Source organism: Halopiger goleimassiliensis (assembly GCF_000455345.1).
Taxonomy (GTDB): domain Archaea; phylum Halobacteriota; class Halobacteria; order Halobacteriales; family Natrialbaceae; genus Halopiger_A; species Halopiger_A goleimassiliensis.
In genome coordinates, this window is sequence record NZ_HG315690.1 from 1,793,489 (window position 1) to 1,818,109 (window position 24,621).

General features: G+C 66.5%; 20 protein-coding genes and 1 tRNA gene. 5 read left to right on the forward strand and 16 right to left on the reverse strand.

Features of this window, described 5'->3' with window-relative positions:
- Positions 1 to 32: 32 nt before the first annotated feature.
- The 13 genes from TX79_RS08765 to TX79_RS08825 all read right to left on the reverse strand — a co-directional run bounded on the left by TX79_RS08765 (position 33) and on the right by TX79_RS08825 (position 11,132).
- Positions 33 to 1,736, reverse strand: a complete 1,704-nt coding sequence (locus TX79_RS08765) for a DUF7845 domain-containing protein (RefSeq protein ID WP_081655520.1) — start codon at positions 1,734 to 1,736, stop codon at positions 33 to 35.
- Positions 1,737 to 1,929: 193 nt separating this feature from the next.
- On the reverse strand, positions 1,930 to 2,181 hold the full coding sequence (locus TX79_RS08770) for a hypothetical protein (RefSeq protein ID WP_049927076.1): 252 nt from the start codon (positions 2,179 to 2,181) through the stop codon (positions 1,930 to 1,932).
- Between the two features lie 545 nt (positions 2,182 to 2,726).
- Positions 2,727 to 2,798: transfer RNA gene (locus TX79_RS08780), tRNA-Ala, on the reverse strand.
- A 179-nt stretch (positions 2,799 to 2,977) separates the two neighbouring features.
- The gene (locus TX79_RS08785; RefSeq protein ID WP_049927078.1) at positions 2,978 to 3,637 is read right to left on the reverse strand and encodes a rhomboid family intramembrane serine protease; all 660 of its coding nucleotides are present in this window, start codon (positions 3,635 to 3,637) and stop codon (positions 2,978 to 2,980) included.
- Between the two features lie 223 nt (positions 3,638 to 3,860).
- Positions 3,861 to 4,169, reverse strand: coding sequence for a 30S ribosomal protein S10 (gene rpsJ, locus TX79_RS08790; RefSeq protein WP_004215311.1), 309 nt, complete (start codon positions 4,167 to 4,169; stop codon positions 3,861 to 3,863).
- On the reverse strand, positions 4,170 to 5,438 hold the full coding sequence (tuf, locus tag TX79_RS08795; protein WP_049927079.1) for a translation elongation factor EF-1 subunit alpha: 1,269 nt from the start codon (positions 5,436 to 5,438) through the stop codon (positions 4,170 to 4,172).
- A gap of 423 nt (positions 5,439 to 5,861) precedes the next feature.
- Positions 5,862 to 6,809, reverse strand: a complete 948-nt coding sequence (locus tag TX79_RS08800; protein ID WP_049927080.1) for a homoserine dehydrogenase — start codon at positions 6,807 to 6,809, stop codon at positions 5,862 to 5,864.
- Positions 6,809 to 7,366 carry an amino acid-binding protein gene (locus tag TX79_RS08805; RefSeq protein ID WP_049928333.1) on the reverse strand — a complete coding sequence of 186 codons (558 nt, stop codon included), beginning with the start codon at positions 7,364 to 7,366 and terminating at the stop codon, positions 6,809 to 6,811. The genes TX79_RS08800 and TX79_RS08805 overlap by 1 nt, the downstream gene beginning before the upstream one ends.
- A gap of 134 nt (positions 7,367 to 7,500) precedes the next feature.
- Entirely contained in the window at positions 7,501 to 7,866 is a 366-nt protein-coding gene (locus TX79_RS08810; protein WP_049927081.1) for a NifU family protein, read from the reverse strand.
- A 101-nt stretch (positions 7,867 to 7,967) separates the two neighbouring features.
- Entirely contained in the window at positions 7,968 to 9,485 is a 1,518-nt protein-coding gene (locus TX79_RS08815) for an LVIVD repeat-containing protein (protein WP_049927082.1), read from the reverse strand.
- A 96-nt stretch (positions 9,486 to 9,581) separates the two neighbouring features.
- Positions 9,582 to 9,779, reverse strand: coding sequence for a hypothetical protein (locus TX79_RS08820; RefSeq protein ID WP_049927083.1), 198 nt, complete (start codon positions 9,777 to 9,779; stop codon positions 9,582 to 9,584).
- A 94-nt stretch (positions 9,780 to 9,873) separates the two neighbouring features.
- Positions 9,874 to 10,044, reverse strand: coding sequence for a DUF7331 family protein (locus TX79_RS19285; protein WP_154660487.1), 171 nt, complete (start codon positions 10,042 to 10,044; stop codon positions 9,874 to 9,876).
- Between the two features lie 110 nt (positions 10,045 to 10,154).
- Positions 10,155 to 11,132 carry an ROK family protein gene (locus TX79_RS08825; protein WP_049927084.1) on the reverse strand — a complete coding sequence of 326 codons (978 nt, stop codon included), beginning with the start codon at positions 11,130 to 11,132 and terminating at the stop codon, positions 10,155 to 10,157.
- A 341-nt stretch (positions 11,133 to 11,473) separates the two neighbouring features.
- On the opposite strand from TX79_RS08825, the gene TX79_RS08830 reads away from it, so the two are divergent.
- From TX79_RS08830 to TX79_RS19650, 3 genes are all read left to right on the forward strand, one after another.
- Positions 11,474 to 13,876: a hypothetical protein gene (locus TX79_RS08830; RefSeq protein WP_049927085.1), complete on the forward strand. Its 2,403-nt coding sequence runs from the start codon at positions 11,474 to 11,476 to the stop codon at positions 13,874 to 13,876.
- Positions 13,877 to 13,881: 5 nt separating this feature from the next.
- On the forward strand, positions 13,882 to 14,844 hold the full coding sequence (locus TX79_RS08835; protein ID WP_049927086.1) for a hypothetical protein: 963 nt from the start codon (positions 13,882 to 13,884) through the stop codon (positions 14,842 to 14,844).
- A gap of 67 nt (positions 14,845 to 14,911) precedes the next feature.
- On the forward strand, positions 14,912 to 15,076 hold the full coding sequence (locus TX79_RS19650; protein ID WP_195892479.1) for a hypothetical protein: 165 nt from the start codon (positions 14,912 to 14,914) through the stop codon (positions 15,074 to 15,076).
- A gap of 64 nt (positions 15,077 to 15,140) precedes the next feature.
- Here TX79_RS19650 and TX79_RS08840 read toward each other — a convergent pair whose 3' ends face one another.
- Genes TX79_RS08840 through cobN form a run of 3 tightly spaced genes read right to left on the reverse strand, consistent with a single transcriptional unit; the run spans position 15,141 to position 20,594 of the window.
- Positions 15,141 to 15,953 (reverse strand): cobalt-precorrin-7 (C(5))-methyltransferase, encoded by an 813-nt coding sequence (locus tag TX79_RS08840; RefSeq protein WP_049927087.1) that lies wholly within the window; start codon positions 15,951 to 15,953, stop codon positions 15,141 to 15,143.
- Positions 15,950 to 16,702, reverse strand: coding sequence for a precorrin-8X methylmutase (locus tag TX79_RS08845; protein ID WP_049927088.1), 753 nt, complete (start codon positions 16,700 to 16,702; stop codon positions 15,950 to 15,952). Before TX79_RS08845 ends, TX79_RS08840 begins: the two co-directional genes overlap by 4 nt.
- A complete protein-coding gene (cobN, locus tag TX79_RS08850) occupies positions 16,695 to 20,594 on the reverse strand; it encodes a cobaltochelatase subunit CobN (RefSeq protein ID WP_049927089.1) in 3,900 nt (1,299 codons plus the stop codon). The genes TX79_RS08845 and cobN overlap by 8 nt, the downstream gene beginning before the upstream one ends.
- A gap of 34 nt (positions 20,595 to 20,628) precedes the next feature.
- On the opposite strand from cobN, the gene TX79_RS08855 reads away from it, so the two are divergent.
- Together TX79_RS08855 and TX79_RS08860 are read left to right on the forward strand one after the other, a co-directional pair.
- On the forward strand, positions 20,629 to 22,848 hold the full coding sequence (locus TX79_RS08855; protein WP_049927090.1) for a VWA domain-containing protein: 2,220 nt from the start codon (positions 20,629 to 20,631) through the stop codon (positions 22,846 to 22,848).
- A 99-nt stretch (positions 22,849 to 22,947) separates the two neighbouring features.
- On the forward strand, positions 22,948 to 24,576 hold the full coding sequence (locus TX79_RS08860; RefSeq protein WP_049928334.1) for a uracil-xanthine permease family protein: 1,629 nt from the start codon (positions 22,948 to 22,950) through the stop codon (positions 24,574 to 24,576).
- Positions 24,577 to 24,621: the final 45 nt, after the last annotated feature.

Sequence of the window (24,621 nt, forward strand, 5' to 3'; positions counted from 1 at the left end):
TAGAACAGTGTTGCCACTAACCGGGCACGCTGCTACGTCGGGAGTTCCTGGCCGATCGTGCCGCCGATCGTCGTTGTCACCTGCTCGGTGAGGTAGGTCGCGTCGGGGTACTTGTCGTAGGAGACGACGGCCGTGTACTCGCCGCCGATGAACTTACTCGGGTCCCGTTCCGCATCAGCCCACAAGCCCATGCCGTCCCGCAGGGCGCGGCGGATCTCGCGTTTTGCTTCTTCCAGGCTCTCGGCCTCGAGGCGGTCAAACTCGATCTTCACGTACTCGTCGGTCTCGTTCAGTCGGAGACCGTGACGGGATGCCCATGCCACCAGGGCAGACGTCGCTTCATCGAGGTCTCGGTCGGCAGCCTCGAGGGCTTTCGCGCCGGTCTCGACGGCGCGGCGTGTGGCGTTCTTAGCATCCTGAATCGCGTCGTGGACAAGTTCGCCTACGTAGTTGCTGGCGAGGCTCACCCGGTTATACTCGCGCTCAACGAGGTCATCTAACTGACGGAGCGCACGGCGGACACTCTCGGGATGACGGTCGTTCTCATCGGCTATGTCGGTAGGGGACACTTCGCCCCCGTCCGTAACGAGAGTCCGCAGAGACTCCCACTGAACCGGGCTGAGTCCGTCCGCAACATGCCGGATGACGACGGACTCCTGTTCGTTACGAATCCGGGTGAGGTTCAGAGTCGTGACGGGGTTATCCTCGTACAGCGTGCTGTCTGCGTCAAAGTAGGCGTCTGGAACGTAGGGGTGTCCGTCGCTCTCTCGCGGTTCAAGCGGAAGGCCAGCGTCAGCCAGTACCGAAAGAACGGTCTCGGTGAGTTCGTCGTACAGGCGCTCAAGGTCGTCCCAGTGAATCGTTTCGTCCCAGCGACTCGCCTGATATGCGGCTTCGACCTTCGGATGCCGCAACGGATCGGTTTTCGGCAGGGATTTCGCCTCTCTCGCGTAGTAGTGTTTGACCTCCTTCGGGGTGTGATGGGAGGGGAAGGCCTCACCGATCCGCCTCGGGCCGAGAGTGACAGTGTGATAGTATCCCGGTAGGTTCCGGCCGCGTTCATCGTCGTCGTTCTGAACGAGCTTTCTGTAGCCTTCTCTGTCGTTCTCGAGCAGGTGCGCCATGCTCGCGATAGGTCCGTCTCGGGCGTGGACGGGGCCGCTCTCGTCGGTATCAACTCGCACGTACACAGCGGCGTCCTGAACGTTGCTCGCTGCGTGCAGGTCGCGGAAATAGTCGGAGTTGATACCGACGACGGCGGCAGCCTCACGGAGCAGAGGAACGTATCGATCAAACGGGATGTTACTGCCCTGAATGCGGCAGTTCACCCCCTCGATGAGACTCGGCGGAATGTCGATCTCGGTCTCGGTCCCGTCGCCTTTCTCGGCCCGAAGGCCCTGCCAGCGTGGGGCCATGTGAACGCTGAAATCCTGCTCGCCGGTCGGATCTTCATCGGGGTGCCGATAGATTTTGAACCGAGGTTCGCGGATGGTCTCAAATTCGATCGGTGTCCCAGCGGGGGTTTCGCCGGATTCAGGGGGTAGAAGGTTCCCCTCCGTGTAATAGAGCTTCACGACCCATCGCTGTCCATCGCGGGTAAACTCCCCGGTCGCGCTACCACCCGACTGCTTCAGTGTGTGATCCGCGGCGAACCAGGGTTTCAGAGTCGGGAATATCGCGTTTGCGTCGAACTCGTGGTATGCGGGTTCGACGGCTTTAATCGGCCCGCTCGTCATCGCAATCCCTCCCGGTTGACGAAACACGCCGGACAGAGCGGCACAGGCTGCTGGAGCCGCGTTTTCACCTCATACCCAGCATACTCGCAATCTACGCACTGTGACCAGACCTGCTCGGACTCGTCTTCAGCGGGGCCTCCCTCCTCTTTTGGAGGGTCCTGCGGCTCAAGACCGAAGGCCGTCAAGTCTTCGGTCATGCTGGCGTCCTCCCCTCCAAGTGCGAACAGCGGTGGTCCCGAGATTCCTCGAGAACGACGTTCTTAGGCCGATTATCCCAGGGAACGTGATTCAAGTGGTGAACGTCGAACTCGTCACCGAACACGTCGTTCGGGTCGTTCTCGAGGCAGGCCACCAGTTGGTGGATGTAGACTGTCGAGTCATCATCACCGACGCGGCACCGGACGTACTCGTATCCGAGTCCGGTATGGTGAATCGAGACGTTCACGCCGACTCACCCCGGTTTTCGGACTCGCACCGATGGTCGGGGTCGGTTGACTGGACAGCCGGGTGCGCGATGGGTGTCCGACTCTCGACATCGTACAGACGACTGGCACGGACGAACCCAACCGTCATCGCTCCGATTCACCCCCATCGGTGAGAAGCGGCGGTTTACGAGCCGATCCCGTTCGGACCAACCGACGCGAACACCCTTTCGCGTGCCCGGCCTCGCCGTCCTTGTTGAGCAACCGGGTACAGCGGGCTTCACACTCCGGACAGACGAACTCTCGAGAGGTTCGCGGGTCGGGCCGAGTCCACACCCGCCGCTCGAGTTCGTCCCGGTCAATCTCGGCGAGAAGATCCTCGAGCGACTTCACGCCGACCACCCCGATTTACTCGGTTCACCGATGGACGGCGAAGGGGTGCAGAAACTCCAGTACTGGATTCGCGATGAGACCAGCCGCTCTAATCGGGTGGTGAAACGAGAAAACCGACCGAAAAGGCGGGTGAAGGTGCCGAACTCGACACCTTCGAAATCGCCTTTTTCAGGGATGGACTCGCCGGGATTTGAACCCGGGGCCTCTTCCTTGCGAAGGAAGCGATCTGCCGCTGATCTACGAGCCCTCGCCCGTTTCTAACCGGGGTTTCTATTTGTACCTTGTGTTTCGTGGGCAGATCGTGAGAGCGCCCCACGATCGCCGCTCTCGAGCAGCCGCGTCCTCCCACGGTTTACTGTACGTCAGTTCCGGCGCAACCGCCGCCAGGGTCGCGGTTGCGCCGGTACATCGGTACAGCACTCCGTATCAAACGGCCGGCCGATCGGCACCGGCGCTCGAGCGTACGTTCAACACGCGTGCCCGCCCGGCGAGCAACCCGAGGAGGAAACCGGTGAAATGGGCGATCAGCGCGACGCCGGGGGCGGCCGTCGCGAACGTGACGAGGACGGCCAGCGCGAGGAAGACGAGGATCGCGACCCACCGCGGGACCGAGACGAACGACGAGACGCCCACCGAGAGCCGGTTCGACGCGACGAGATAGCCGAGCAGGGCGAAGATCGCACCGCTGGCCCCCAGCACCGGCCGCAGTTGGAACCAGTCGCCGATAACGGGCAGCCCCGTGAACAGCCCGCTGAGTACGATCTGCGAGACCGCGGCGATCGCACCGGTCACCAGGAAGAACGCGTGGAATCGCAGCCGCGTCGTCGCGCGGGCGACGGGCCAGCCGAAAACGACGAGCGCGACGCTGTTCGAGACGAGATGCCCCAGTCCACCGTGGGCGTAGACGCTCGTGACGATCGTCCACGGGTTGACCGACAGCGGGGGCGCGAGGACGAAGAGCGTGCCCATCAGCCCCAGCAGCGCGGTCACCAACTGAAGCGCGTGGACGATGACGAAGAGGGCCAGCAACTCGAGGATGGGGCTGGCCGAACCGTCGGTCGACTGGGGCCGGGACCCGTTGCCCATACCCACCGTCCGGCGGCGAGGGACAAAAGTCCCCACGGCTTACGCGGTGTACGGAGTGCTTACCGCGGCCGGTCGATCGGGCGTCGTCACGACGGCGCTGTCGCTACGGAGGTGATAAACGGAAAATGTGCGCGGCGTGCGTCTCATACGATCCGCCGTAAGTCAGGATCGGCGCAACCCGCGTCCGCCTGCGGTTGCGCCGAGACCGTTACAGCGGACCGCCTCAGTCTTCGAGGACGATCTCGATCGAGACGTCGTTCGGCACCTGAATGCGCATGAGCTGGCGGAGTGCGCGTTCGTCGGCGTCCAAGTCGATCAGGCGCTTGTGGACGCGCATCTCCCAGTGCTCCCACGTCGCGGTGCCCTCGCCGTCAGGCGACTTCCGGGTCGGAACCTCGAGGGTCTTGGTCGGCAGCGGGATCGGACCGCTGAGGTTGACGCCGGTGTTGTTCGCGATCTCGCGGACGTCGTCGCAGATGTCGTCCAGGTCGTCCGGGCTGGTGCCCGCGAGTCGAACGCGTGCCTGCTGCATTTATTTCTCGTTGACGTCGAGCACTCGACCGGCCGCGATGGTCTGGCCCATGTCTCGGATCGCGAAGCTCCCGAGTTCGGGGATCTCGTCGGCCGGCTCGATGCTGAGCGGTTTCTGCGGGCGGATCGTCACCTTCGCGGCGTCACCCGACTGGATGAAGTCGGGGTCTTCCTCGGTGACCTCGCCGCTCGAGGGGTCCATCTTCGCGTCGATGGACTCGATCGTACAGGCGACCTGGGCCGTGTGGGCGTGGAAGACCGGCGTGTAGCCCGAGGTGATGACCGAGGGGTGCTGCATGACGACGATCTGGGCCTCGAACGTCTCGGCGACGCTCGGCGGGTCGTCGGCGGGGCCACAGACGTCACCGCGGCGGATGTCGTCCTTGCCGATGCCACGGACGTTGAACCCGACGTTGTCACCGGGCTCGGCCTTGGGCACCTCTTCGTGGTGCATCTCGATGGTCTTGACCTCGCCACCGACGTCCGAGGGCTGGAAGACGACGTCGTCGCCGGTGTTCATGACGCCGGTCTCGATACGTCCGACGGGGACGGTACCGATACCGGAGATGGTGTAGACGTCCTGGATCGGGAGGCGCAGCGACGCGTCCGTCGGCGGCTCCGGCTCGGGCAGGTCGTTCAGGGCCTCGAGCAGGGTGCGGCCGTCGTACCACGGCGTGTTGTCCGAGGCCTCGGCGATGTTGTCGCCCTCGAAGGCCGAGATCGGGATGAACGAGGCGTCGTCGGTCTGGAACTGGACCTGCTTGAGCAGCTGGTTGACCTCGTCGACGACGTCGTCGAAGGTCGACTCCTCGTAGTCGACGACGTCCATCTTGTTGATACCGACGATGAGCTCGTCGATGCCGAGGGTGCGGGCCAGGAAGACGTGCTCCTGGGTCTGGGGCGCGACGCCGTCGTCGGCGGCGACGACGAGGACGGCGTTGTCGGCCTGCGAGGCCCCCGTGATCATGTTCTTGACGAAGTCGCGGTGGCCCGGACAGTCGACGATGGTGAAGTAGTACTCGTCGGTGTCGAACTCCTGGTGGGCGATGTCGATGGTGACACCGCGCTCGCGCTCTTCGGCGAGGTTGTCCATGACGTAGGCGAACTCGAAGCCGCCCTTGCCCTTCTCCTCGGCCTCTTCTCGGTGCTGTTCGATGACGTGCTCGGGTACGCTCCCCGTCTCGTAGAGGAGTCGTCCCACGAGCGTACTCTTCCCGTGGTCAACGTGGCCGATGATGGCCAGGTTCTGGTGCGGTTTGTCTTCGCTCATTGTTGTAGCTCACGCGCAGAGGCGCTTATATCGGTCTCTTTGGCTCGTTGCGGTTAAAACCATTTCGAAAGCGTATTCGACCCAACCCGACGCCTGCTTGCGGTTTGTGTCGGTACCACACGATTTGCCTGCCCGGTCGTTCGGGAGCGCCGGCCGATCGCGACCCGTCGACCATCGCTTTCCCACGACACGTCCGAAAGAGTTCCCACCGACCCTGTGTCGACTCGGGCGACCGCTTCACGCCTCGCGACTCGAGATTCCGTTTGCGCATACGTGCGCGATTACGTTCGGCAGTGACGTCCCTGCCGTCGTGGACAGCCACTATTCGAGCAGTTCCGTCCGCCCGGTCTTGCGATCGAGCGGTCGGACGGCGGTCCCGAGAGAAAGCGAGACGCGTTCGCCAGCCGCGCCGCCCGTCTCGAGTTACAACGGCGGAAGCCGGCCCACGTCGGACAGCACGGCAGTCGCCGTCTCCGGGCCGCCCGCGCCGCGACCGCTCGAGGCCAGCGATCCGGCGTGGCGGGTCTCGATCTGGACGATGTTTCGCGTCCCGGTCACCGCGAGCGCGCCGTTCTCGGGGACGAGTCGCGGACCGACGCGGACGCCCTCCCGGGTGGCTTCGCCGATCAGCCGAATGGTCCGGCCGTCCTCGGCGGCCAGATCGAGGGCGCTTCCGGGGACGTTGCGGATGCCGTCGACGGTCGCGTCCGACAGCGAGAAGCCGCCGTCGTTGAGCACGTTCGCGAGGATGACGAACTTCAGCGCGGCGTCGGTGCCGTCGACGTCGAACGTCGGATCGGCCTCCGCGACGCCCAGATCCTGGGCCTCGGCGAGGACGTGTTCGTAGTCCAGTCCCTCGGCGGCCATCCGGGTGAGGATGAAGTTCGCCGTCCCGTTGAGGACGCCTCGAACGGCGGTCACGGCCTCGGGCGTGCAGTCCTCGATCGTCGACAGCACCGGAATAGCGCCGCCGACGGTCGCCTCGAAGCGGATCGACCCCGCGCTGTCGGCCTCCAGCGCGCGGAGTTCGTCGTACCGTTCGGCGACGGGACCCTTGTTCGCGAGGACGACGTGTCGATCCGCCTCGAGCGACCGGCGAACGTGCGTGAAACCCGGTTCGGCGTCGCCGAGGGTCGTGGGCGTCGCCTCGACGAGGACGTCGTGGTCGGTCTCGAAGACGGCTTCGGGATCGGCCGTACCGACCCCGTCGCCGCCGGCCTTGCGCTCGAGGGCGCTCTCGACGTCGATGCCGTCGCCGTCGACGGCCGCGCTGCTCGAGTCCGCGAGCGCGACGACCTCGTGACCGTACTCGCCCGCCAGGTCCGCGACGGATCGCCCGACGGCCCCGGCACCCAGGATCGCGAGTCGCATCAGGCATCACCTCCGAGCAGGGGTTCGACGACGGTGAGGTCCTTCCCGGTGCCGATCGAGCGAATCGCCTCGAGCGCCTCGGCCGAGCGGCCGGAGTCGATGGCGAGGCGGATCCGGGCGCTCGCGGTACCGTCGGTACCTTCGGGGGCGGCCAGCGAGAGGTCGAGAACGGCGGCGTCGGCCTCGTCCTCGATGCGCGAGAGCGTCTCGGAGAGGTCCCGGTCGACGAGTTTCCCGACGAGGACGACGTTGATCTCCTCGCCGTACTGTTCCGCGCCGGCCTGGATCACGTTGACGCCGGCGTCCCGGAGGGCTTCGACGATGTCGTCGAACCGGTCGGGCGGACACTCCAGATCGACCTCGACCGGGATGTGCCCGCGCGGCGTGATGTTGCCCCGTTCGTGGTGGATCGAGAGCAGGTTGCCGCCGTTGTCGGCGATCGGGGACAGTGCCCGAAGCAACTCGCCGGGTTCGTCGACGAGTTCGAGTCTGACGGTGTAGGGGCGTACGCCGCCGTCAGTCTCGGGACCGTCTTCCGCGGCGGACTCGTCACCCATCGCCGTCACCTCCCAGTCGCGGACGTCCACACGTCGTCATGGGTACGACTCCGTAATTGGTGCGTAAAAGGATATAGGACTTCCCAAAACTGACCGTCACCGACGTTCCGGGACCGTCTCGCGTCCTCGCGGCGTCAGAGGTGGTCCTCGCCGGGGTTCGAGGAGCCCCAGTCGCCGCGACCGCCTTCGGTCCTATCGATGCCCATGATCGATTCGGCCTGCTCGGGGCCGCCGAGACTCTCCCGGGGATCGGGCACGCGGACCGTCACGTCCTCGATCTCGGGCCACTCGAGGAGCGCCGCCTCGATGTTTCCCGAGGTCACGTCGCTGATCGAACAGCCCGCACAGCCGCCGCCGAGTTCGACGATCACCTCGCCCGACTGGGGGTCGGCCTTCCGGACGGCGCTCGTTCCGCCGTGCATCTGGATGATCGGCATCTCCCGGCTGAGCCACTCCTCGACGCGATCGCGAAGCGGACGGTCGGCGTCGGATTCGGACATACCCCCACTTGGCACTCGAGCGGCGTATAGGTTGTGCAGACCGCTCGAAACCGTCAGGAACGACCACGAACGATCACCGCCGATTTCGCGCTGGCCGCGGGTCACTCACCGTCGCGCGATCGGCGGCGGACCCACTCGAGCGCGAGAGCACCACCGGCGAGGCCGGCCGTGGTGGTCGCGGTGAACCCGGGGATCGAGTCGTCGGGGCTGGTCGAGTCGGTTTCGTTGCCGCCCGTGTCGCCCCCGTCAGCGGCCGCGGGTTCGTCGTCTGCTGCCGTTTCGTTCCCTCCTTCTTCGTCGGCTTCACTACCCTCCGACGCAGTGTCCTCGAGCGGAATCTCGAGGTCGTCGGGGTCGGTCAGCGATGGGGGATCAGCCTGCTCACCGTCCTCGATCGGGAAGGTGTAGAGTCCGCCCTCGGTCGGCGCACCGGGGATGAACTCGGTACTGCTGGCGACGAACGTCTCGCCGGGCTCGAGGACGCGAGCCGTCCAGAACCCGGCGACGTTCGGATCACGCCATCGGGCGCGCTCCAGGGGATCGGACGGATCGCTCACGTCGTGGATCGCGACGCCGCCCTGGTACCAGGCGGAGTAGAGCGTCCCGTCCCGGAGCTCGAAGTTGTGCGCGGTCGTCCAGAGGCCGCCGCCGTACGCTTCGACAGCGGCCCGGGGAGCTTCGATCGTCGCGCGGTGCTCGGGCGCGCTCGGATCGCTCACGTCGTAGAGGTCGATCCCGCCTGGCCGATCCGGCCCGTCCCCGCCCGTCGCCCAGGCCTCCCGGCCTACCGCGAGGAGGTCGCCCGTCTCGTCGACGGCCGCGTAGTGGTCGTTGCCCGGCAATCCCAGTTGAGCCTCCTGATCCGGGAGCGAACGGGCCTCCTCGAGGTCGGTCTCGGCGACCGTCGAGAGGTACTCCGGCGCTGTCGGATCGCTGACGTCGAGGAGGATCGTTCCGGGGTCCCAGTGGGCGAGGTAGGCGACGTCGTCGTGGACGGTGACGTCGTGGAGGTACCGGACGAGCCAGTCGACCTCGCTCCACTCCGGTTCCCGGTCGAGGAGCGACCAGCGACCGATCTCCGTCGGCTCGTCGTCGGCGACGTCGTAGACGACCAGCTGGTTCTCGTCCTGATAGTTCGCGGCGACGTAGAGGACGTCGCCGTCGAGATAGCAGTTGTGGATGTGAAAGCCGGTCTCGTAGGGGTCGCCGGCGAGTTCCGGCTCGGCGGGATCGCTCACGTCGTAGCAAAGGAACCCCTCGAAAACCCCCTGAAACGACTGGTTGGCCGGTCCGGCGAGGACCAGTCGATCGCCGTCCACGTCGACGTCCAGGGCCTCGGTCACCCGGTCGCCGTCGACCTCGAGGTTCCGTTCCTCGGCGAGTACCGTCGGTTCCGTGGGATCGGTCACGTCGACCGACGCGAACCCGTCCGTCGCAGCGACGTAGGCGGTTTCGCCGTCGTCGCCGACGACCGCCTCCGCAGCGCCGTCGACCTCGACCCGACCGAGCGGCTCGTAGCCGCTTTCGGTCCCGTCCTGGGCAGTTGCCGTTCCCAGTGCGGGGACGCTCGAGAGGGCGAGGGCGACACCGGACGTCCGAAGGAGGGCTCTCCGTCGCATAGCCCGGGATTCGACGTGACGTAGTAAATAAGTTCAAGACGTACAGGTATCGAAACGCCTTCGACAGCGAGCACACGCAGCCGCCTCGCGGGTACGTTAGTGGGCCTCGCCGGATTCGGCGGCCCGTTCGGCCTTGAAAGCCGCGGCAGTGAACCCGGCGATGCCCAAGAGACCGATGATCCCGCCGACGACGATGACGACGAGTACCTCGCCCATGAACACGCCGGCGAGAACGATCGCCAACCCGATCAGGAGGGCCACGAACCCCGCAGTAAGCGCCGTCGATTCGTCCATACGCCCCGCTACCACCCGGACACGCATAAAGCAACCTGCCGCTCGCGACCGAAGCGTAGCGGTCGAATCGGGTCGTAGCGGTAGCGCCCGACGGTCACCGATGGTCGACGAGCAACACGGAGTCCTCGGCGTCGACCGAGAGCCACGCCGCGGGATTGCGCTCGTCACAGAGAATCGTGAACTCGTCGGCGTCGTACATGATGACGGCCTCGGCACGTTCGGCGCGGTCGCGTGACGGCCTGGCGTCGGAGTTGTCCGTGTCCATACCTGGATCGAGTGAGGCGTCCACGGGCAGTCCCTAAACCGTCGTGTGGATTCTCCGTGGGTGAAAACCGATCGCTCGAGCGGCGGTCTGCCGACGGAAACGGGTGGGCGTTAGCCCTGGTAGTGTTGCCGGTCGCCCGTCCCGGCGGTGAGCGCGCTCGCGAGCGCCCCCTCGACGACCACGTCGTCGCCCAGCTCCGTGACCCGGATCTCCGGGACGTTCGTCATCACCATCTCCGAGACGCGCTCGCGGATCGGGTCGACGACGAGGTCCTCGTTGTGAAGGGCGACGGCCCCGCCGAAGGAAACCACGATCGGCGAGAACGCGTGGACGACGTTGGTGACGCCGATCGCGTTCCAGTGGGCGAGTTGATCGATCACGTAGTCGGCCAGTTCGTCCTCGCCGGCGAGGTCGAAGACGTCCTTCGCCGTGAAGTCCGGATCCTCGAGCGGGAGGTCGGTCGCCGTCGTCGGATCGTCTTCGGCCAGCAGGCGCGCGTACTCCGGAATTCCGTTCCCGGAGCAGTAGGCTTCCCAGTGGCCCTCGCGACCACAGCCACAGGTCAACCGGCCGCGAGGATCGACGACGTAGTGGCCGACCTCGCCGGCGTTGGCGTCCCAGCCCTCGAGCACGTGGCCGTCACAGCAGACGCCGGCCCCGATACCCGACGAGATAGTGATGTAGACCATGTCGTCGGGGTTGCGGTCCGAGTAGAACCGTTCGCCGATGACGCCGGCGTTCGTATCGTTGTGGAGGTAGACCTCCTCGCTGTCGATCAGTTTCTCGACCGGCCCCGTCAGCGGGATGCGATCGATCGAATCGGGGAGGTTCGCCGGATCGACGACGGCCCCCTCCGCGAGATCGAACGGACCGATCGAAGCGATCCCTGCGGCCTCGATCGCGGTCGGATCGACGCCGGCGTCGGTACACGCGTCGCGAAGCGTCTCGAGGACGCCTTCGGTGACGTCGATCCCGGTCGGTCCGCGGGGCGTCGCGTTTCGACTGACGCCGATCGTCGTGCCGTCGGGTTCGGCGACGATCGCCCGGACGTTGGTCGCGCCGAGATCGACGCCGGCATAGTAGCCCATCCTGTCCGTTAGGCCGACCCGGCGCTACTTAACTACACAGATGTACTCGCCAGCGAGTGAGAATCCCAAAGAGCGGACGCGTTCGACGGCGCGCGGACGTTCGCTCCGGTCGCTGTCGCCGGTCGAAGTAGGTCGAGCGACGTGTTACCGGACACGATTGTTTTACGTAAGCTCATCTAGACCGAATAAATTTTCAGCTTCGTTGTCGGAACTACAGGAACACACGTCACTGGAGCACGAGATGGGGCCAGCTACGCACGGCCGACCTCGGATCTCCAGCGAACGGTGGGGGGCTACTCCGTAGTCGACTAGGCCTCCGTACCCAATAGAGAGACGCTACGATGACAACGCGAGATATCGACTCGATACGAGATCGAATCGAAACGCTCGAGTCGGCGGGACGGCCCCAAGCGCTGGCCGAGACGCTCGCCGACGCGATCGAGGCGTCGGTCGAGGCCGATACCTGTGACCGACAGGCGGCCTGGATCGACCGGCTCGAGGAACTGGACGACCGACACGACGCGGCGGCGATCCGTTCGTCGCTCGTTCGGGGGGTAGCGGCCGCTACGACAGTCGAGGGCTGCCAGAACCGACAGGAGAAGCTCTCGGCGGACGACATTCGCCGCTACCGGGATCGGCTGGACGCGCTGTACGACGACGACGATCCGGAACGCGCGGAACGGCTCGCGTTCGCGACCACACAACTGGTTGCAGCCCACGCGGACGCGAACGATCTCGAGGCGATCGCCGACGAGATACCCACGCTCAACCAGTTGCACGAGCGCCACGGAACCGAGGCGATTGCGGCCCATCTGGCGGATGCACTGCTAACAGAAGCCGACCTCCACTTCGCCCTCGATCGGGGCGAGTCCAGCGAAATCCACGCCAACTACCAGCTGATCGAGACGCTGGCCCGCGAGTATCCCGGCGAGCGACTCAACGAACGGTTGGCTGGCGCGCTGAGTTACGCGGCACGAGCGAGCTACACCCGCGGTCGGTTCGACTTCGGCGAAGCCGAACGGCTGGCGAGTCGGATCGAGGGGCTGTACAAGCGCTACCAATCCGACGAGATGGCTTACTGGCTGGCACACGGAACCCACCCGAAAGTCTGGTCGTACGGGAACAACGAGAAGTTCCAGGCCGCCGAGGCGGCGATCGACCGGGTCGAACGGCTGCTCGAGGAACACGACGACGATCGGCTTCCGAAACTGCTCGGCTGGTACTACCGGAACGCGGTCTACCACCGCGTCGAGGCCGAGCGGTCCGCGGCAGTCGAGCAGAAACTCGACCGGCTCGCCGCCTTCTACGAGGAGCACGACGACGTGGCCCGAATCGCGAACTACTACGCGAACGCGCTCCGGAGCGCAGCCACGTACTACTTCGACGAGGAGGGCGATTTCGAGGCTGGCCACCGAAAGCTCGACCGACTCGCCGATCTGTACGAGGCCCACGACCCGTCCGAAACGGGAATCCCGAACCGGTATGCGCGAGCGCTCGCCAGCGGGGTCGAAGCGAACGTCGAGCGCGGAGATATCGATGCTGCGATGTCGCAGTTCGAACGCATTCGGGACCTGGTCGGGGACGAGGCCGACGTCGGGACGCCGCTGACCGCAGCGACCGAGGCCCTCGCCGATTTCCTCTTCGACCAGCAGGACGTCGACGAACTCGATCGGATCGTCTCCGACCTGTGGACGGTCGTCGAGGAACCGACCGACCGGTTCGTCGCGGCCGAGCTACAGACGCGGCTCAACCTCCAGCGAGGCCACTGGTGGCCGGACGATACCGCGTTCGAGGTCGAGATCGAGGAGGAAACCGCCAGTACGGTCCAGCTCCGAGTAATCGATCGGTACGACATCGAACACGTGATCACCGTCGGAGCGGACGGCAAGGTGTCGACCAACGCCGGCGAAGGGGACGTTCCCCAGGACCTCGGCGACTACTCGAGCGATCTCTCGTCGTTCCAGCGACGGCTACTCGAGTTCGTCCGCGGACAGGCCGTCTACTGGGTCCACCGCGAACACGAGTTCGACGTTCTCGAGCCTCATCTGACGCCCGGCGGGATCGAGACCGTTCGCGAGGCGGTCGCCGACCTCTCGACCGACGAGGTTGCCGACCTGTTCGACGAGTATCTCGCCCAACACGCGAGCCACTCCGCGGACGAGGTTCCGTTCTGTGACCCGGTCGAACGGCCGGTCGATCCCGACGGCGTCGACCTCGACGACGACGCCGTCCGGTACGAGGTCTGGGTTGCCGTCGAGGACGGCTCCGTCAACGACGTTTCGGAGCTGCAGATCGCCGTCATCGACAGGGACGAGCGAACCGTCGTCCGGGAGGCGGCCGTTCCCGATGGCGAGGCGTACGCGCGCGTCTCGCTGCCGGTTCGGCTGGTCCAGACGCCCGAGCAGTTACAGACGGTGATCGACGAGAACCTCCGCTGTCAACAGCGGGACCGCTGTGTCGCGTTCGGACTCGAGCCGCCGGAACACTGTCGACTCCTCGGGACCGGTCAGCACTCGCTCACGACGGTCTACCAGGAGTTCGACGAGATCCCCGACTTCTACGAGGTCGATGCCGACGTGCCGGGATACGAACGCGGGATAACCGCCGACGAACTGCTACGTGACTACCTCACGACCGTCTTCTCCGGCTCCGAATGGGGCCGGTCGGTGCGTGACGCCTACGACGACGCGCCGGAGACGGTCCCCGAACCGCCGACGATCGCTGCCTCGAGTTCACGGGGGTAAGACGTATGGACGCAACAATCCTCTCGAAATCCGGCGATACAGCACAGCTCCACGTCGTCGACAACCGTGGAAACGATCACACGGTGACGGTCGATACCGACTGTCGGGTCGAGTACCACGAGACCGACGCCTACCCGCGAGACCCGACCGAACGAACGCCCGCGACGAACGAGCTGCTGCGACAGGTCCAGCAGTTCGCGCGGTATATCTTCGCCGAGCAGACCACCAACCAAGAACTCCTGCTGGGCCGCCATCCGGATCTCGTCGACACCGTCGTCGGCATCCTCGATACGTACTCCGCCGAGGAGTTCGAAGAACTGTTCGATCCCGTTCGGTTGCAACTCTCACGGCACGCCGAGGCCGACGACGAGCCGTCGACGTCGACCGACGACGGCGAAGACGGATCGTTCGTCTACTACTGTGGTTTGCTCGACGTCGACGTCTCCGCCTCCGCCGGCGCGACCGAACTCCAGCAGTTCTTCGACGCCCTCGGCGGCGCGTTCGTGGAAAACCAGTTCGCCAGCATGTTCGGCGGGAAATCGTCCACCGGGGCCGATTTCTTCTCCGACGTCGGTCAGGTCGCCAACTCGCGTGGCTACGATCTGAGCGAGTTAGTCGAGTTGACCCTCACCGGAACCTACCCGTGTCGGTTCGATCCCGAGACCGGGGAAGAAGTCTTCGTCTCGGACGCCACGATCGACGACCCGCTCATCGCCGCCGTCGAGTTGCCCCCGTTCGATCCCGGGACACCTGAGGAGTTCAAACACGCAATCCAGCACCACCTCCTCTGTCAGATTCGAGATTGTTACATCGGGATGGGACTCGAGCCGCCGGAGTACGTCAAGCTTCAGGGGCCTGGTTTCGCCGAGTTGACCCAGCGCTACCGGTTGCTCGACGTCTACGAACCGTACCACGATCCGGACGCAACGGTTTCGGTCTGGGATCCCAGCGAACTGCTCGCCGACTAGCCGGCGGCCGATCCACACCACCGACGAATTTACCCGTCCGAATCCGGTATGGCCTGTCCCTACAACCATGACCGACGACGACCAGCCGGACGTCGAACACCACCTTCGCGAGGCGCTTCGACACCTCGAGACCGCACAGAACGGGGACCTCAGGAAGACCCACGCCGTCGCGCTCGAGGAGGTGTCGACGACCATCGGGACGGTCCTCCAGGAGCAGCGATCCGACGAGTAAATCGACGGGATGGTCGGCTTGCAGCGGCGTCGGCGTCCGTCGATAAGTTACCCGTGGGAGGAACTCAGTCGCCGACGGGCTGACGGACGGCGAGAACGACCAGGTCCGAAAACGGCGTCTCGTCGCTCCCGCCGCCACCGGCGTGGTCCGCGAGTGTCGCGAGCGTAAATCGGTGGATCGCTTCGTCTTCGTGAGTCAGTGCCTCGAGCACGAGCGCCTCGAGGTCGGGATCGGCCCCCTGCTCGAGGAGGAACGCGGCGAGGTCGCCCGGCATCCGGTCGTACGGACGGGGTAGCGCGAGCAGGTGTCGCTCGTCCGCGACGACCGCGGCGGCGAGCCGTTCCACGTCGTCCGCGAGGTCGCCGCTTTTGTGTAACGTGACGAACTCGGTATCCTCCATCGGCGTCCGGGCCCGGCTCGCGGCCACCTGCAACGAGGAGATGCCCGGCACGACGCGGACCGGTCGCGGCTCGAGGCCACGCGTCGCCGCCTCTCGTTCCACGGCGTCCTGGACCTTCCCGACGAACTGGTAGCCCGAGTGGTTCGGGTCGCCCATCGCAACTGCCGTGCCGTCTTCGCCGCTCGCGACGCGCTGGGCGAACTCCTCGAGCGCCTCGGCCTCGTCCTCGTACCCGCAGGTCAGCAGGTCGGCGTCGGTCAGATCCGCGACGAACTCCACGACGGTGGTAAACCCGACGACGACGTCGGCCTCGCGGATCGCACGCTCGCCTCGCGGCGTGAGGTACTCGAGGTTGCCGGGGCCGACCCCGACGACGGGGACGGGATCGTCCCGGTCCTCGTCGATTTCGGGTTCGGGCTCGGCGGCCGCAAACGTTGCCGGATCCGGCCCGGCGTCGAGGTCGTAGTCGTCGCTCATCGGTTTTTCCCGGATTCGGCGCGCGTCTCGGCATCGAGGTCCAACTCGAGTTCGTCGGTACGCACGTCTTTTGCGACGTGAATCAGTTCGTTCGTCAGGGCCGCGGCCAGTCCGCTACCGCCGCGGCGGCCGACGTGGGTGATCGCCGGGACGCCGAACTCCTCGCTGACCTCGCGGACGCGCCGGCGGCTCTCCTCGGCTTTGACGAAGCCGACCGGGTTCGCGACCACGACGGCGGGCCGAGTTCCCTGCTCGATACAGTCGGCCAGCGCAAGGGCGGCCGTCGGGGCGTTGCCGATCGTGACGATCGACCCCTCGAAGGTGTCCTCCTTGTCGAGCTCGAGCATCGCCGCCGCGGTGCGGGTCATCCCCGTCCGCTCGGCCAGTTCTTTTCCGTGACCGATCGCCTTCGACACGTCGCAGTCGTGGCCGCGACCGGTCACACCGGCTTTCACCATCGTGATGTCCGTGACGACGTCGGCCTCCTCGAGCACCGCTCGAGCGCCGGCGCGGACCGGTGCGTCTTCGTCGCCGCCGAGGTCGTCCGCACCCGTAAACCGGATCAGGTGCTGGAACTCGATGTCGCCCATCGAGTGGACCGACTTCTGGCGAACCCGGTCCGCGAGGGTCTCGTCGGGCACGAACTGCCGGACGATGTCCATGCTCGTCTCGGCGATGTCCATCGCGTTCTGGGTGGTCGCGCCGAGGTCGGCGTACTCCTCCTCGAATGTTTGGTCGCCGTCAGTCATCGGTCGACACCTCCGCGTCCCCGCCGACGGCCTCGTTGGTCGTCCGCGCCTCGAGATCGCCCTCGACCGCGAGATTGAGGTCGCGCAGCCGGTCGATCGTCTCGTCGTCGGCGTCCCACAAACCGCGCTCGATCGCCTCGAGCAGGGTGTCAGTGATCGACTCGAGCGCCCACGGGTTGACCTCGCGCATCCAGTCTTGACGGGCGTCGTCGAAGGCGAACTTCTCGGCGACCTCCGCCCAGAGCGTATCGGAGACGACGCCGGTGGTCGCGTCCCAGCCGAGCGTCACGTCGACCGTCGTCGAGAGGTCGCCCGCGCCCTTGTAGCCGTGCTCCTCCATTGACTCGAGCCAGTCAGGGTTGAGCACGCGCGAGCGCATGGCCTTGCGGACCTTCTCCTCGTTCGTGTAGACGGAGACGTTGTCGGGATCCGAGGAGTCGCCGACGTAGGAGGCGGGTTCCTCGCCCGCGATTTCCGAGACCGCCGAGATGAAGCCGCCGTGGAACGCGTACCAGTCCGAGGAGTCGAACTCGTCTTGCTCCATCGTGTCCTCGAGCTTCACGGTGGCGTCGACGCTCGAGAGCCGTCGCTCGAAGGCGTCGTGGGCGTCCGAGACGCGGCCTCTCGAGCCCATGGCGTAGCCGCCCCACTGGACGTAGACGGAGGCGAGGTCGGAGCGATCGTCCCAGTTGCCCTCGTCGACGGCCTTGTTCGTCCCGGCACCGTAGCCGCCGGGCTTGGTCGTGAAGACGCGGTGTTTGGCGGCCGTGCGGGCGTCGGACTCGTCGAGCCCTTCTTCGGTCTGCAGTTCTTCGGCTTCCTCCTCGACGTGTTTCTTCACGTAGTTCATCTCGTGGGGCTCGTCGAGGTCGACGACGGCGTCCACCGCGTCGTGGATGACCCCTGCCGCGGCCGGGAAGGCGTCGCGGAACAGGCCCGAGACGCGGGTCGTCACGTCGATGCGGGGTCGGTCGAGTTCCTCGAGCGGAATCGGCTCGACGTCGTCGATCCGGCCGGCGTCCGTCCACTGCGGCTCGACGCCCATCATGGCCAGCACCTGGGCGATGGTCTCGCCGCGGGTGCGGACAGTGGGGGTGCCCCACGCGACGACGCCGATCTCCTCGGGGTACTCCCCCTCTTCAGAGTGATGGCGCTCGAGGACGCCCTCAGCAACTTCCTTCCCGACCTGCCAGGCGGGCTTGGCCGGTACCTTCCGCGGATCGAGTGTGTAGAAGTTCCGCGCCGTGGGTAACAGGTCGACGCCGCCGCGGGTCGGCGCGCCCGATCCGCCGGGCGGGACGTACTCGCCCGAGAGCGCGTCCACGGTGCGGGGAATCTCGTCTTCGGCACCCTGCACGCGGGGCTGGGCCTCCTCGCAGATGTACGCAAGGACCTTCCGCAGGTCGTCGTGAGCGCCAGACTTCGCCCGCGCGTCGCCGATCGTATCGAGATCGACGACGAGCAGGTTCATGTTCACCTCGTCGTCGGGACCGGCCTCGCGCTCTGATTGAGGAACGTCGAAGTCGTGTTCCGCGAGCGTTTCGACCAACTCGAGGCTCGTCTCGTGGACGACGTCCGCGGCCTCGGCGTAGGTTATCCCCAGCGCCTCGTCGTACTCGCCGGGCGCGTGCAGCATCTTCTCGTAGTCGATGCCGAGCGCGCCGGCCACGCTCTCACGCAGGCTCGGCGCGCCGGGGTTCTCGAGCCGAGTTAGGGCGACGAGGTACTCCACGAGGCGCTCGTCGGCCGGCGGCTCGGACATCGTGTGCAGGCCGAGCCGGATCTGGGTGGTCTTGACGTCGGTGAGGTACTCGTGGATCCGTTCGACGAGTTCGTCGATGGCGACCTCGTCGCCGTCTACGTCGCCCTCAGCGAGCGTCGAACCGGCTTCGTCCGGACCGCGGACGTCGGCTTTCTCGTCGATGGTGCCCGCGATGCCGAGTTCGACCGCGAGGTCCAGTTCCTCGACCGTCTCGCGGATGAGCGTCTCGAGGTGCTCGCCGTCGTCGGCCCGGGCGTCCTCCATCCCGGCCTCGCGGTACTGATTCGCGAGTTCCTCGAGTTCCGAGAGTTCGTCGTAGGTGCCCGCCGACCGCATGACGGGCGTGAGGTAGTCGACGATGGCGGCGTAGGATCGGCGCTTGGCCTGCGTCCCTTCGCCGGGGTTGTTGACGATGTAGGGGTAGACGTTCGGGATATCGTCGATCAGTTGATCGGGCGCGCTCTCGCCGTTCAGCCCGACCGTCTTGCCGGGGAGCCACTCGAGGCTGCCGTGCGTACCCAGGTGGACCACGGCGTCGGCCTCGAACGTGTTGCGCAGCCAGCCGTAGAACGCGTAGTAGTCGTGGGGCGGCTGCAGGTCGGAGTCGTGGTAGACCTTCGAGGGGTCCATTCCGAACCCGCGCGGGGGCTGTACGGTGACGAGCACGTTGCCGAACTCGACGCCCGGGATGGCGAACGGGCGGTCGGGGACGTCGCCCCACTCCTCGACGACGTTCTCCCGGAACCGCTCGTCCGCTTTGGAGAACCACTCCTCGTAGGTGTCGGGTGAAACTACGTCGACCGAGAGGTCGCGGACGTCCTCCGGCGCGACCCAGCGGTCCTCGAGCGTCAACTGCGACGTCAGCGTCTCGACCAGCGTCTGTCCGTCGTCGGGCGTCTCACCGCCGAGGTCGTATCCTCGAGCGTCGAGTTCCTCGAGCAGATTCACCGTCGACTCGGGCGAGTCGAGGCCGAACGCGGTGCCGATGCCGTCGTCGCTCGGCGGGTAGTTGTGGAGGACGACGGCGATCTGCTTGTCTTCGTTCGGCGTGTGGCGCAGTTCGGCCCAGTTGACCGCCAGTCGCGTGGCGTGATCGATGCGGTCCTCGATCGGGAAGTGGTGTTTCGGCGCGGAGCCGATGCCGGCCTCGTCGTCGGTGTGTTCCTTGCCCGAGATGGGGTGCGTGATGACGTTGCCGTCGAACTCCGGCAGCGCCACGGAGAGGGCGAGTTCGAACCCCATCACGCCGGTATCGCTGGATTCGTATCGAGAGCGCGAACGCATGGTAGTGATCGTCTGGAGGACCGGCACGCCGAGCCGATCGAGAAAGACGTCCTCGGCCGACTCGCCCTCGTCGCTGGCCGATCGGCCGCGCTCGTCCATCGACAGCGAGAACATGAAGGAGGAGAGCACGGCGTCGACGATCGGCTCGCCGTCGTCTAAGAGCCAGTTGTCGGTGACCCACTCGGCGTCCTCCTGCTCGTCAGTGTCTGTTGCGGGGTTGCAGAAGATCGGCAGGGCGTTCGCGCCCTGCTCCTCGAGCGCGCGGACCTGCGCGTCGACGTAGCGAGTGTTCTCGTGCGTCCAGTGGGATTCGTAGAACCAGACGGCGACCGTCGGTTTGTCGGGGTCGTGGGTCTCGAGCAGTTCCTCGTACCCGATCCCGGGGTAGTCGGGGTGGTAGACGCCCTCGGTGGGGAGTTCGGTTGGCTCGTCGTACTCGAGGTCTCGACCCGCGTACTCGGACGCCACGAACCGACACAGGTTCTCGACGTTGATCGTCCCGCCCTTCTCGAGGTAGTCGTAGACGCGGTCGCGGTGTTCGTCGCTGACCGTCGTATCCTCGAAGGCGAACGCGTCGCCGGTCGCCTTGACGATCAGCGGGACGCCCGCATCCTCGAGTTCGCCCGTCGCGTACTCGTAGCCGGGCATGCTGTCCTCGGCCCCGTGCAGCCAGAAGATCGCTGTCGCGGCGTCGCGCAGTTCGTCGACGAACGCCTCGATTTCGGCCTCGTCGTCCAGATCGCTCTCCGAGCGCACGACCAGTTCGACGTCCTCGAGGCGCTCGGCGGCCCGGCCGATCGATCCGAGTTCGTTCTCCGTGGCGGTGTAGATCCCGATCGTAGTCATCGCGTTTTTAAACCTCTATTGTATTAGCGCAAATATGGTTGCAGAGCCCGAGGACAAAAAGCTGTCGTCGCTCCCCTTCCCGGCGATCGTCGGCCAGGACGAACTGAAGCGCGTCCTGCTCGCGATTGCCGTCAACGACGACCTCGATGGCGGCTTGGTCGTCGGCGAGAAGGGAACGGCGAAATCGACCGCCGTCCGGGGGCTGGTCGACCTGCTTCCCGAGCAACGGGCCGTCGCCGACTGCCCGTACGGCTGCGCACCCGACGACCTCGCGCTACAGTGTGCCGACTGCCGCGAACGCGACCCGGACGAGATGCCCGTCGAAACGCGGCCCGTCCCGCTCGTGACGCTCCCGCTGGGGGCAACTCGAGATCGCGTCGTCGGCACCCTCTCGGTCGAGGACGCGCTGGCGGGCGAGGCCGACTTCGATCCCGGCCTGCTGGCTCGCGCACATCGGGGCCTCCTCTACGTCGACGAGGTGAACCTGCTCGAGGACCATCTCGTGGACGTCATCCTCGACGCCGCCGCCAGCGGGGTGAATCGCGTCGAACGCGACGGGATCAGCGTCTCGCACCCCGCCGAGTTCACTCTGATCGGGACGATGAACCCCGAGGAGGGCGACCTGCGGCCCCAGCTCCGGGATCGCTTCGCCCTGCAGGCGACCGTCGAGGGCTGTCGCGAGATCGACCAGCGCGTCGAGGTCATCGATCGGGCGCTCGAGACCGACGCCGCCAATGGTGGTGACGGGACTGACCCCTGGACCGAGTACGCCGACGAGACCGCGGCCTTACGCGAGGAGGTCGTGCGCGCCCGCGACCGCCTCTCAGCGGTCACCCTCCCAGACGACTTCAAGGCGGAGATCGCCGACCTCTGCCTCGAGGCCGGCGTCGACGGTCACCGCGGCGACGTGGCGACTGCCCGGACCGCGATGACCATCGCGGCGCTCGAGGGCCGAACGACGGTCATCGAGTCGGACGTCCACGAGGCTGCGGGCTACACCCTTCCTCACCGGCTCCGGAGCACGCCCTTCGAGGACGAACCCGATCTCGCGGACCTGCTCGAGGAGCGGTTCGACGAGGAGTCGCCGGACGAGGGAAACGGCGACGACGAGACCGGTGAGGACGCCGACGGCGACGGTGACGAGACGGACCGCAGCGACGACGCAGGAACCGAGTCCGGCGACGAAGGTATCGATGGCGACGGCGGCAGCGAAGACGGACCCGACGGCTCGAGCGACGACGGCGACGCCGACGGAGACGACGGATCGGACGAGTCCGGTGCCGAACGCGGCCCCGAGAACGCGGACGATGCGGCGAGCAGTGAGCCGTCACCGGCCGAGGCTGGCGGTGATCCCGACGAGCCGGGGTCCTCGAGCGATCGCAGGTCGGGAGACGGCGACGGTGACGAGAGCGACGACGAGGACGTCCAGCCGATCGTCCCTGGCCAGCAGCGCGCCGAGATCGCCGAAGTCGGCGAGGCGACCGCCCCGGACCTCGAGACGCCCGACGTGGAGAGTACGGACGCGACGACCGCGGGCGGTTCGCGGGCAGGCACGGGTCCGAGCACGGACAACCGCGGGGCTCGCGTCCGGACTGAACCCGCCTCGGGCGACGGGTCGATCGACGCGGCGGCGTCGGTTCGCTCCGCCGCCGCGCGCGGGGACTCCCGCGTGCAGAAACGGGACCTCCGACAGTCGGTCCGTACCGGCGAGACCTCGGCGACGATCGTCTTCGCGGTCGACGCCAGCGCCTCGATGCGGCCCGCGATGCGCACCGCGAAGGGGGTCGTCCTCGACCTGTTGCGAGACAGCTACGAACACCGCGATCGGGTCGCCTTCGTCGCCTTCGCCGGCGAGGACGCGGCGGTCCTGCTTCCGCCGACCGACAGCGTCTCGCTGGCAGCACGCCACCTCAAGGAGTTGCCATCGGGCGATCGGACGCCGCTCCCCGCGGGCCTCGAGACGTCTCGGCGCGTCCTCGAGCGCGCCGACACCGACGCCGCGGTCGTCGTCCTCGTCACTGACGGTCGGGCCAACGTCGCCGACGGGAGTCCGACCGAAGCGACGCGGCGGGCCGCGCGGAGACTGGCGGCCGCCGACGCGACCGTGCTCGTCGTCGACGCCGGCGACGACTCCCGGGCGGGACTCTCGGACGTCGTCGCGAGCGAGACGGCGGGCGAACTGGTCTCTCTGGAGGCGCTCTCCCCCGAGACGGTCCGCGCTGTGGCCGACCGGGCCGCGTCGAACGACCGATGACGACGGCGAACCGCGGCTCGAGCGGAGCGGTCGTCCCTGTGCAGACGGCGACGCCAGATCAACATCGATATGGTCACCCTCGCTCGTTATCCGACGAGAATGAGCGATACGGGGGACGACGTCACTGACGACGCTGGCGGCTCGGACGCCGAGGTCGCCGTCAGCGAGGATATCGAGTACGGGATCGACGACAAACCACCGCTTGGCGAATCGTTCGTGCTGGGAATTCAGCACTACCTGACGATGGTCGGGGCGAACATCGCCGTGCCGCTGATTCTGGCTGACGCGATGGGGATGCCAGGTGACGTGGCCGCGCGGTTCATCGGTACCTTCTTCGTCGTCTCGGGGATCGCGACGCTCGCCCAGACGACGTTCGGGAACCGGTATCCGATCGTCCAGGGTGCGCCGTTCTCGATGCTCGCGCCGGCCCTTGCGATCATCACCGTCGTGACCGCCGGCGGCGTCGACGGTGGCGCGGGCTGGGAGACCGCCCTGCTACAGTTACAGGGAGCGATCATCGTCGCCGCGACGGTCCAGGTCGCGATGGGCTATCTCGGTCTCGTCGGGAAACTCCGACGGTTCCTCTCGCCGGTCGTCATCGCGCCGACGATCATGCTCATCGGTCTCGCGCTGTTCGACGCCGATCAGATCGTGACCGACGAGCAAAGCTGGTTGCTGTTGGGTCTGACGCTGGGCCTCATCCTGCTGTTCTCGCAGTATCTGGACGTCAAATCCCGCGCCTTCCGGCTCTACCCGGTCGTGCTGGCGCTCGGGATCGCGTGGGCCGTCGCCGCCACGCTCTCCGTGACCGGCGTCATCACCGACGCACACCCTGGCTACGTCGACCTCGCCGACGTCGTCGCTGCGGACCCGGTCCTGCCGATCTATCCGTTCCAGTGGGGCACCCCGGAGATCACGACGTCGTTCGCGATCGGGATGTTCGCGGGCGTCCTGGCCTCGATCGTCGAGAGCATCGGCGACTACTACGCCGTGGCGAACCTGACCGGCTCCGGAGCGCCCAGCGAGAAGCGAATCAACCACGGCATCGGAATGGAAGGACTGATGAACGTCTTCTCGGGCATCATGGGGACGGGCGGCTCGACCTCCTACTCCGAGAACGTCGGTGCGATCGGGCTGACCGGCGTCGCCTCGCGGTACGTCGTCCAGCTCGGTGCCGTCGTCATGCTGCTTTTCGGTTTCGTCGGCTACTTCGGACAGCTCGTCGAGACCATCCCCGACCCCATCGTCGGCGGGCTGTTCATCGCGATGTTCGCCCAGATCGTCGCCGTGGGCGTCTCGAACCTCCGCCACGTCGATCTGGACTCCTCGAGAAACGTCTTCGTCGTCGGCTTCGCGCTGTTCGTCGGGCTGGCCATCCCGGCGTACATGGGGAACTTCGAGACCACCCTCGCGTTCCGCGAGGCGATCGGCGTCGAGGCCACGCTCGCGCCGTTGCTCGAGGCCGACCCCATCGCAGGGACGCCGGTCGAAGGCTGGCTCGTCGCCGCCGCGATCGCCGTCGTCGATACGGTCTTCATCATCGGCTCGACGGGGATGGCGGTCGGCGGCCTCGCGGCGCTCGTGCTCGACAACACGATTCCGGGCACCCGCGAGGAACGCGGGCTCGCGGAGTGGAGTCGCATTACCGAAGACGAATCCGAGTTCGACACCTTCTGGGAACGGTGGGTCGACGCCGAGGATCCGACTGCGGAGACGACTCGGGAGTAGGGTTCGTTCGTCGACGGCTACCGAACCGTCGTCCGAGTCGGCCGC

What these genes read in the sequence shown, in the direction of transcription:
- TX79_RS08765 (WP_081655520.1), bottom strand. Translation starts at nt 1,736, where the DNA reads ATGACGAGCGGGCCGATTAAAGCCGTCGAACCCGCATACCACGAGTTC.
- TX79_RS08785 (WP_049927078.1), bottom strand. Translation starts at nt 3,637, where the DNA reads ATGGGCAACGGGTCCCGGCCCCAGTCGACCGACGGTTCGGCCAGCCCC.
- rpsJ (WP_004215311.1), bottom strand. Translation starts at nt 4,169, where the DNA reads ATGCAGCAGGCACGCGTTCGACTCGCGGGCACCAGCCCGGACGACCTG.
- tuf (WP_049927079.1), bottom strand. Translation starts at nt 5,438, where the DNA reads ATGAGCGAAGACAAACCGCACCAGAACCTGGCCATCATCGGCCACGTT.
- TX79_RS08800 (WP_049927080.1), bottom strand. Translation starts at nt 6,809, where the DNA reads ATGCGACTCGCGATCCTGGGTGCCGGGGCCGTCGGGCGATCCGTCGCG.
- TX79_RS08805 (WP_049928333.1), bottom strand. Translation starts at nt 7,366, where the DNA reads ATGGGTGACGAGTCCGCCGCGGAAGACGGTCCCGAGACTGACGGCGGC.
- TX79_RS08810 (WP_049927081.1), bottom strand. Translation starts at nt 7,866, where the DNA reads ATGTCCGAATCCGACGCCGACCGTCCGCTTCGCGATCGCGTCGAGGAG.
- TX79_RS08815 (WP_049927082.1), bottom strand. Translation starts at nt 9,485, where the DNA reads ATGCGACGGAGAGCCCTCCTTCGGACGTCCGGTGTCGCCCTCGCCCTC.
- TX79_RS08820 (WP_049927083.1), bottom strand. Translation starts at nt 9,779, where the DNA reads ATGGACGAATCGACGGCGCTTACTGCGGGGTTCGTGGCCCTCCTGATC.
- TX79_RS19285 (WP_154660487.1), bottom strand. Translation starts at nt 10,044, where the DNA reads ATGGACACGGACAACTCCGACGCCAGGCCGTCACGCGACCGCGCCGAA.
- TX79_RS08825 (WP_049927084.1), bottom strand. Translation starts at nt 11,132, where the DNA reads ATGGGCTACTATGCCGGCGTCGATCTCGGCGCGACCAACGTCCGGGCG.
- TX79_RS08830 (WP_049927085.1), top strand. Translation starts at nt 11,474, where the DNA reads ATGACAACGCGAGATATCGACTCGATACGAGATCGAATCGAAACGCTC.
- TX79_RS08835 (WP_049927086.1), top strand. Translation starts at nt 13,882, where the DNA reads ATGGACGCAACAATCCTCTCGAAATCCGGCGATACAGCACAGCTCCAC.
- TX79_RS19650 (WP_195892479.1), top strand. Translation starts at nt 14,912, where the DNA reads ATGACCGACGACGACCAGCCGGACGTCGAACACCACCTTCGCGAGGCG.
- TX79_RS08840 (WP_049927087.1), bottom strand. Translation starts at nt 15,953, where the DNA reads ATGAGCGACGACTACGACCTCGACGCCGGGCCGGATCCGGCAACGTTT.
- TX79_RS08845 (WP_049927088.1), bottom strand. Translation starts at nt 16,702, where the DNA reads ATGACTGACGGCGACCAAACATTCGAGGAGGAGTACGCCGACCTCGGC.
- cobN (WP_049927089.1), bottom strand. Translation starts at nt 20,594, where the DNA reads ATGACTACGATCGGGATCTACACCGCCACGGAGAACGAACTCGGATCG.
- TX79_RS08855 (WP_049927090.1), top strand. Translation starts at nt 20,629, where the DNA reads ATGGTTGCAGAGCCCGAGGACAAAAAGCTGTCGTCGCTCCCCTTCCCG.
- TX79_RS08860 (WP_049928334.1), top strand. Translation starts at nt 22,948, where the DNA reads ATGAGCGATACGGGGGACGACGTCACTGACGACGCTGGCGGCTCGGAC.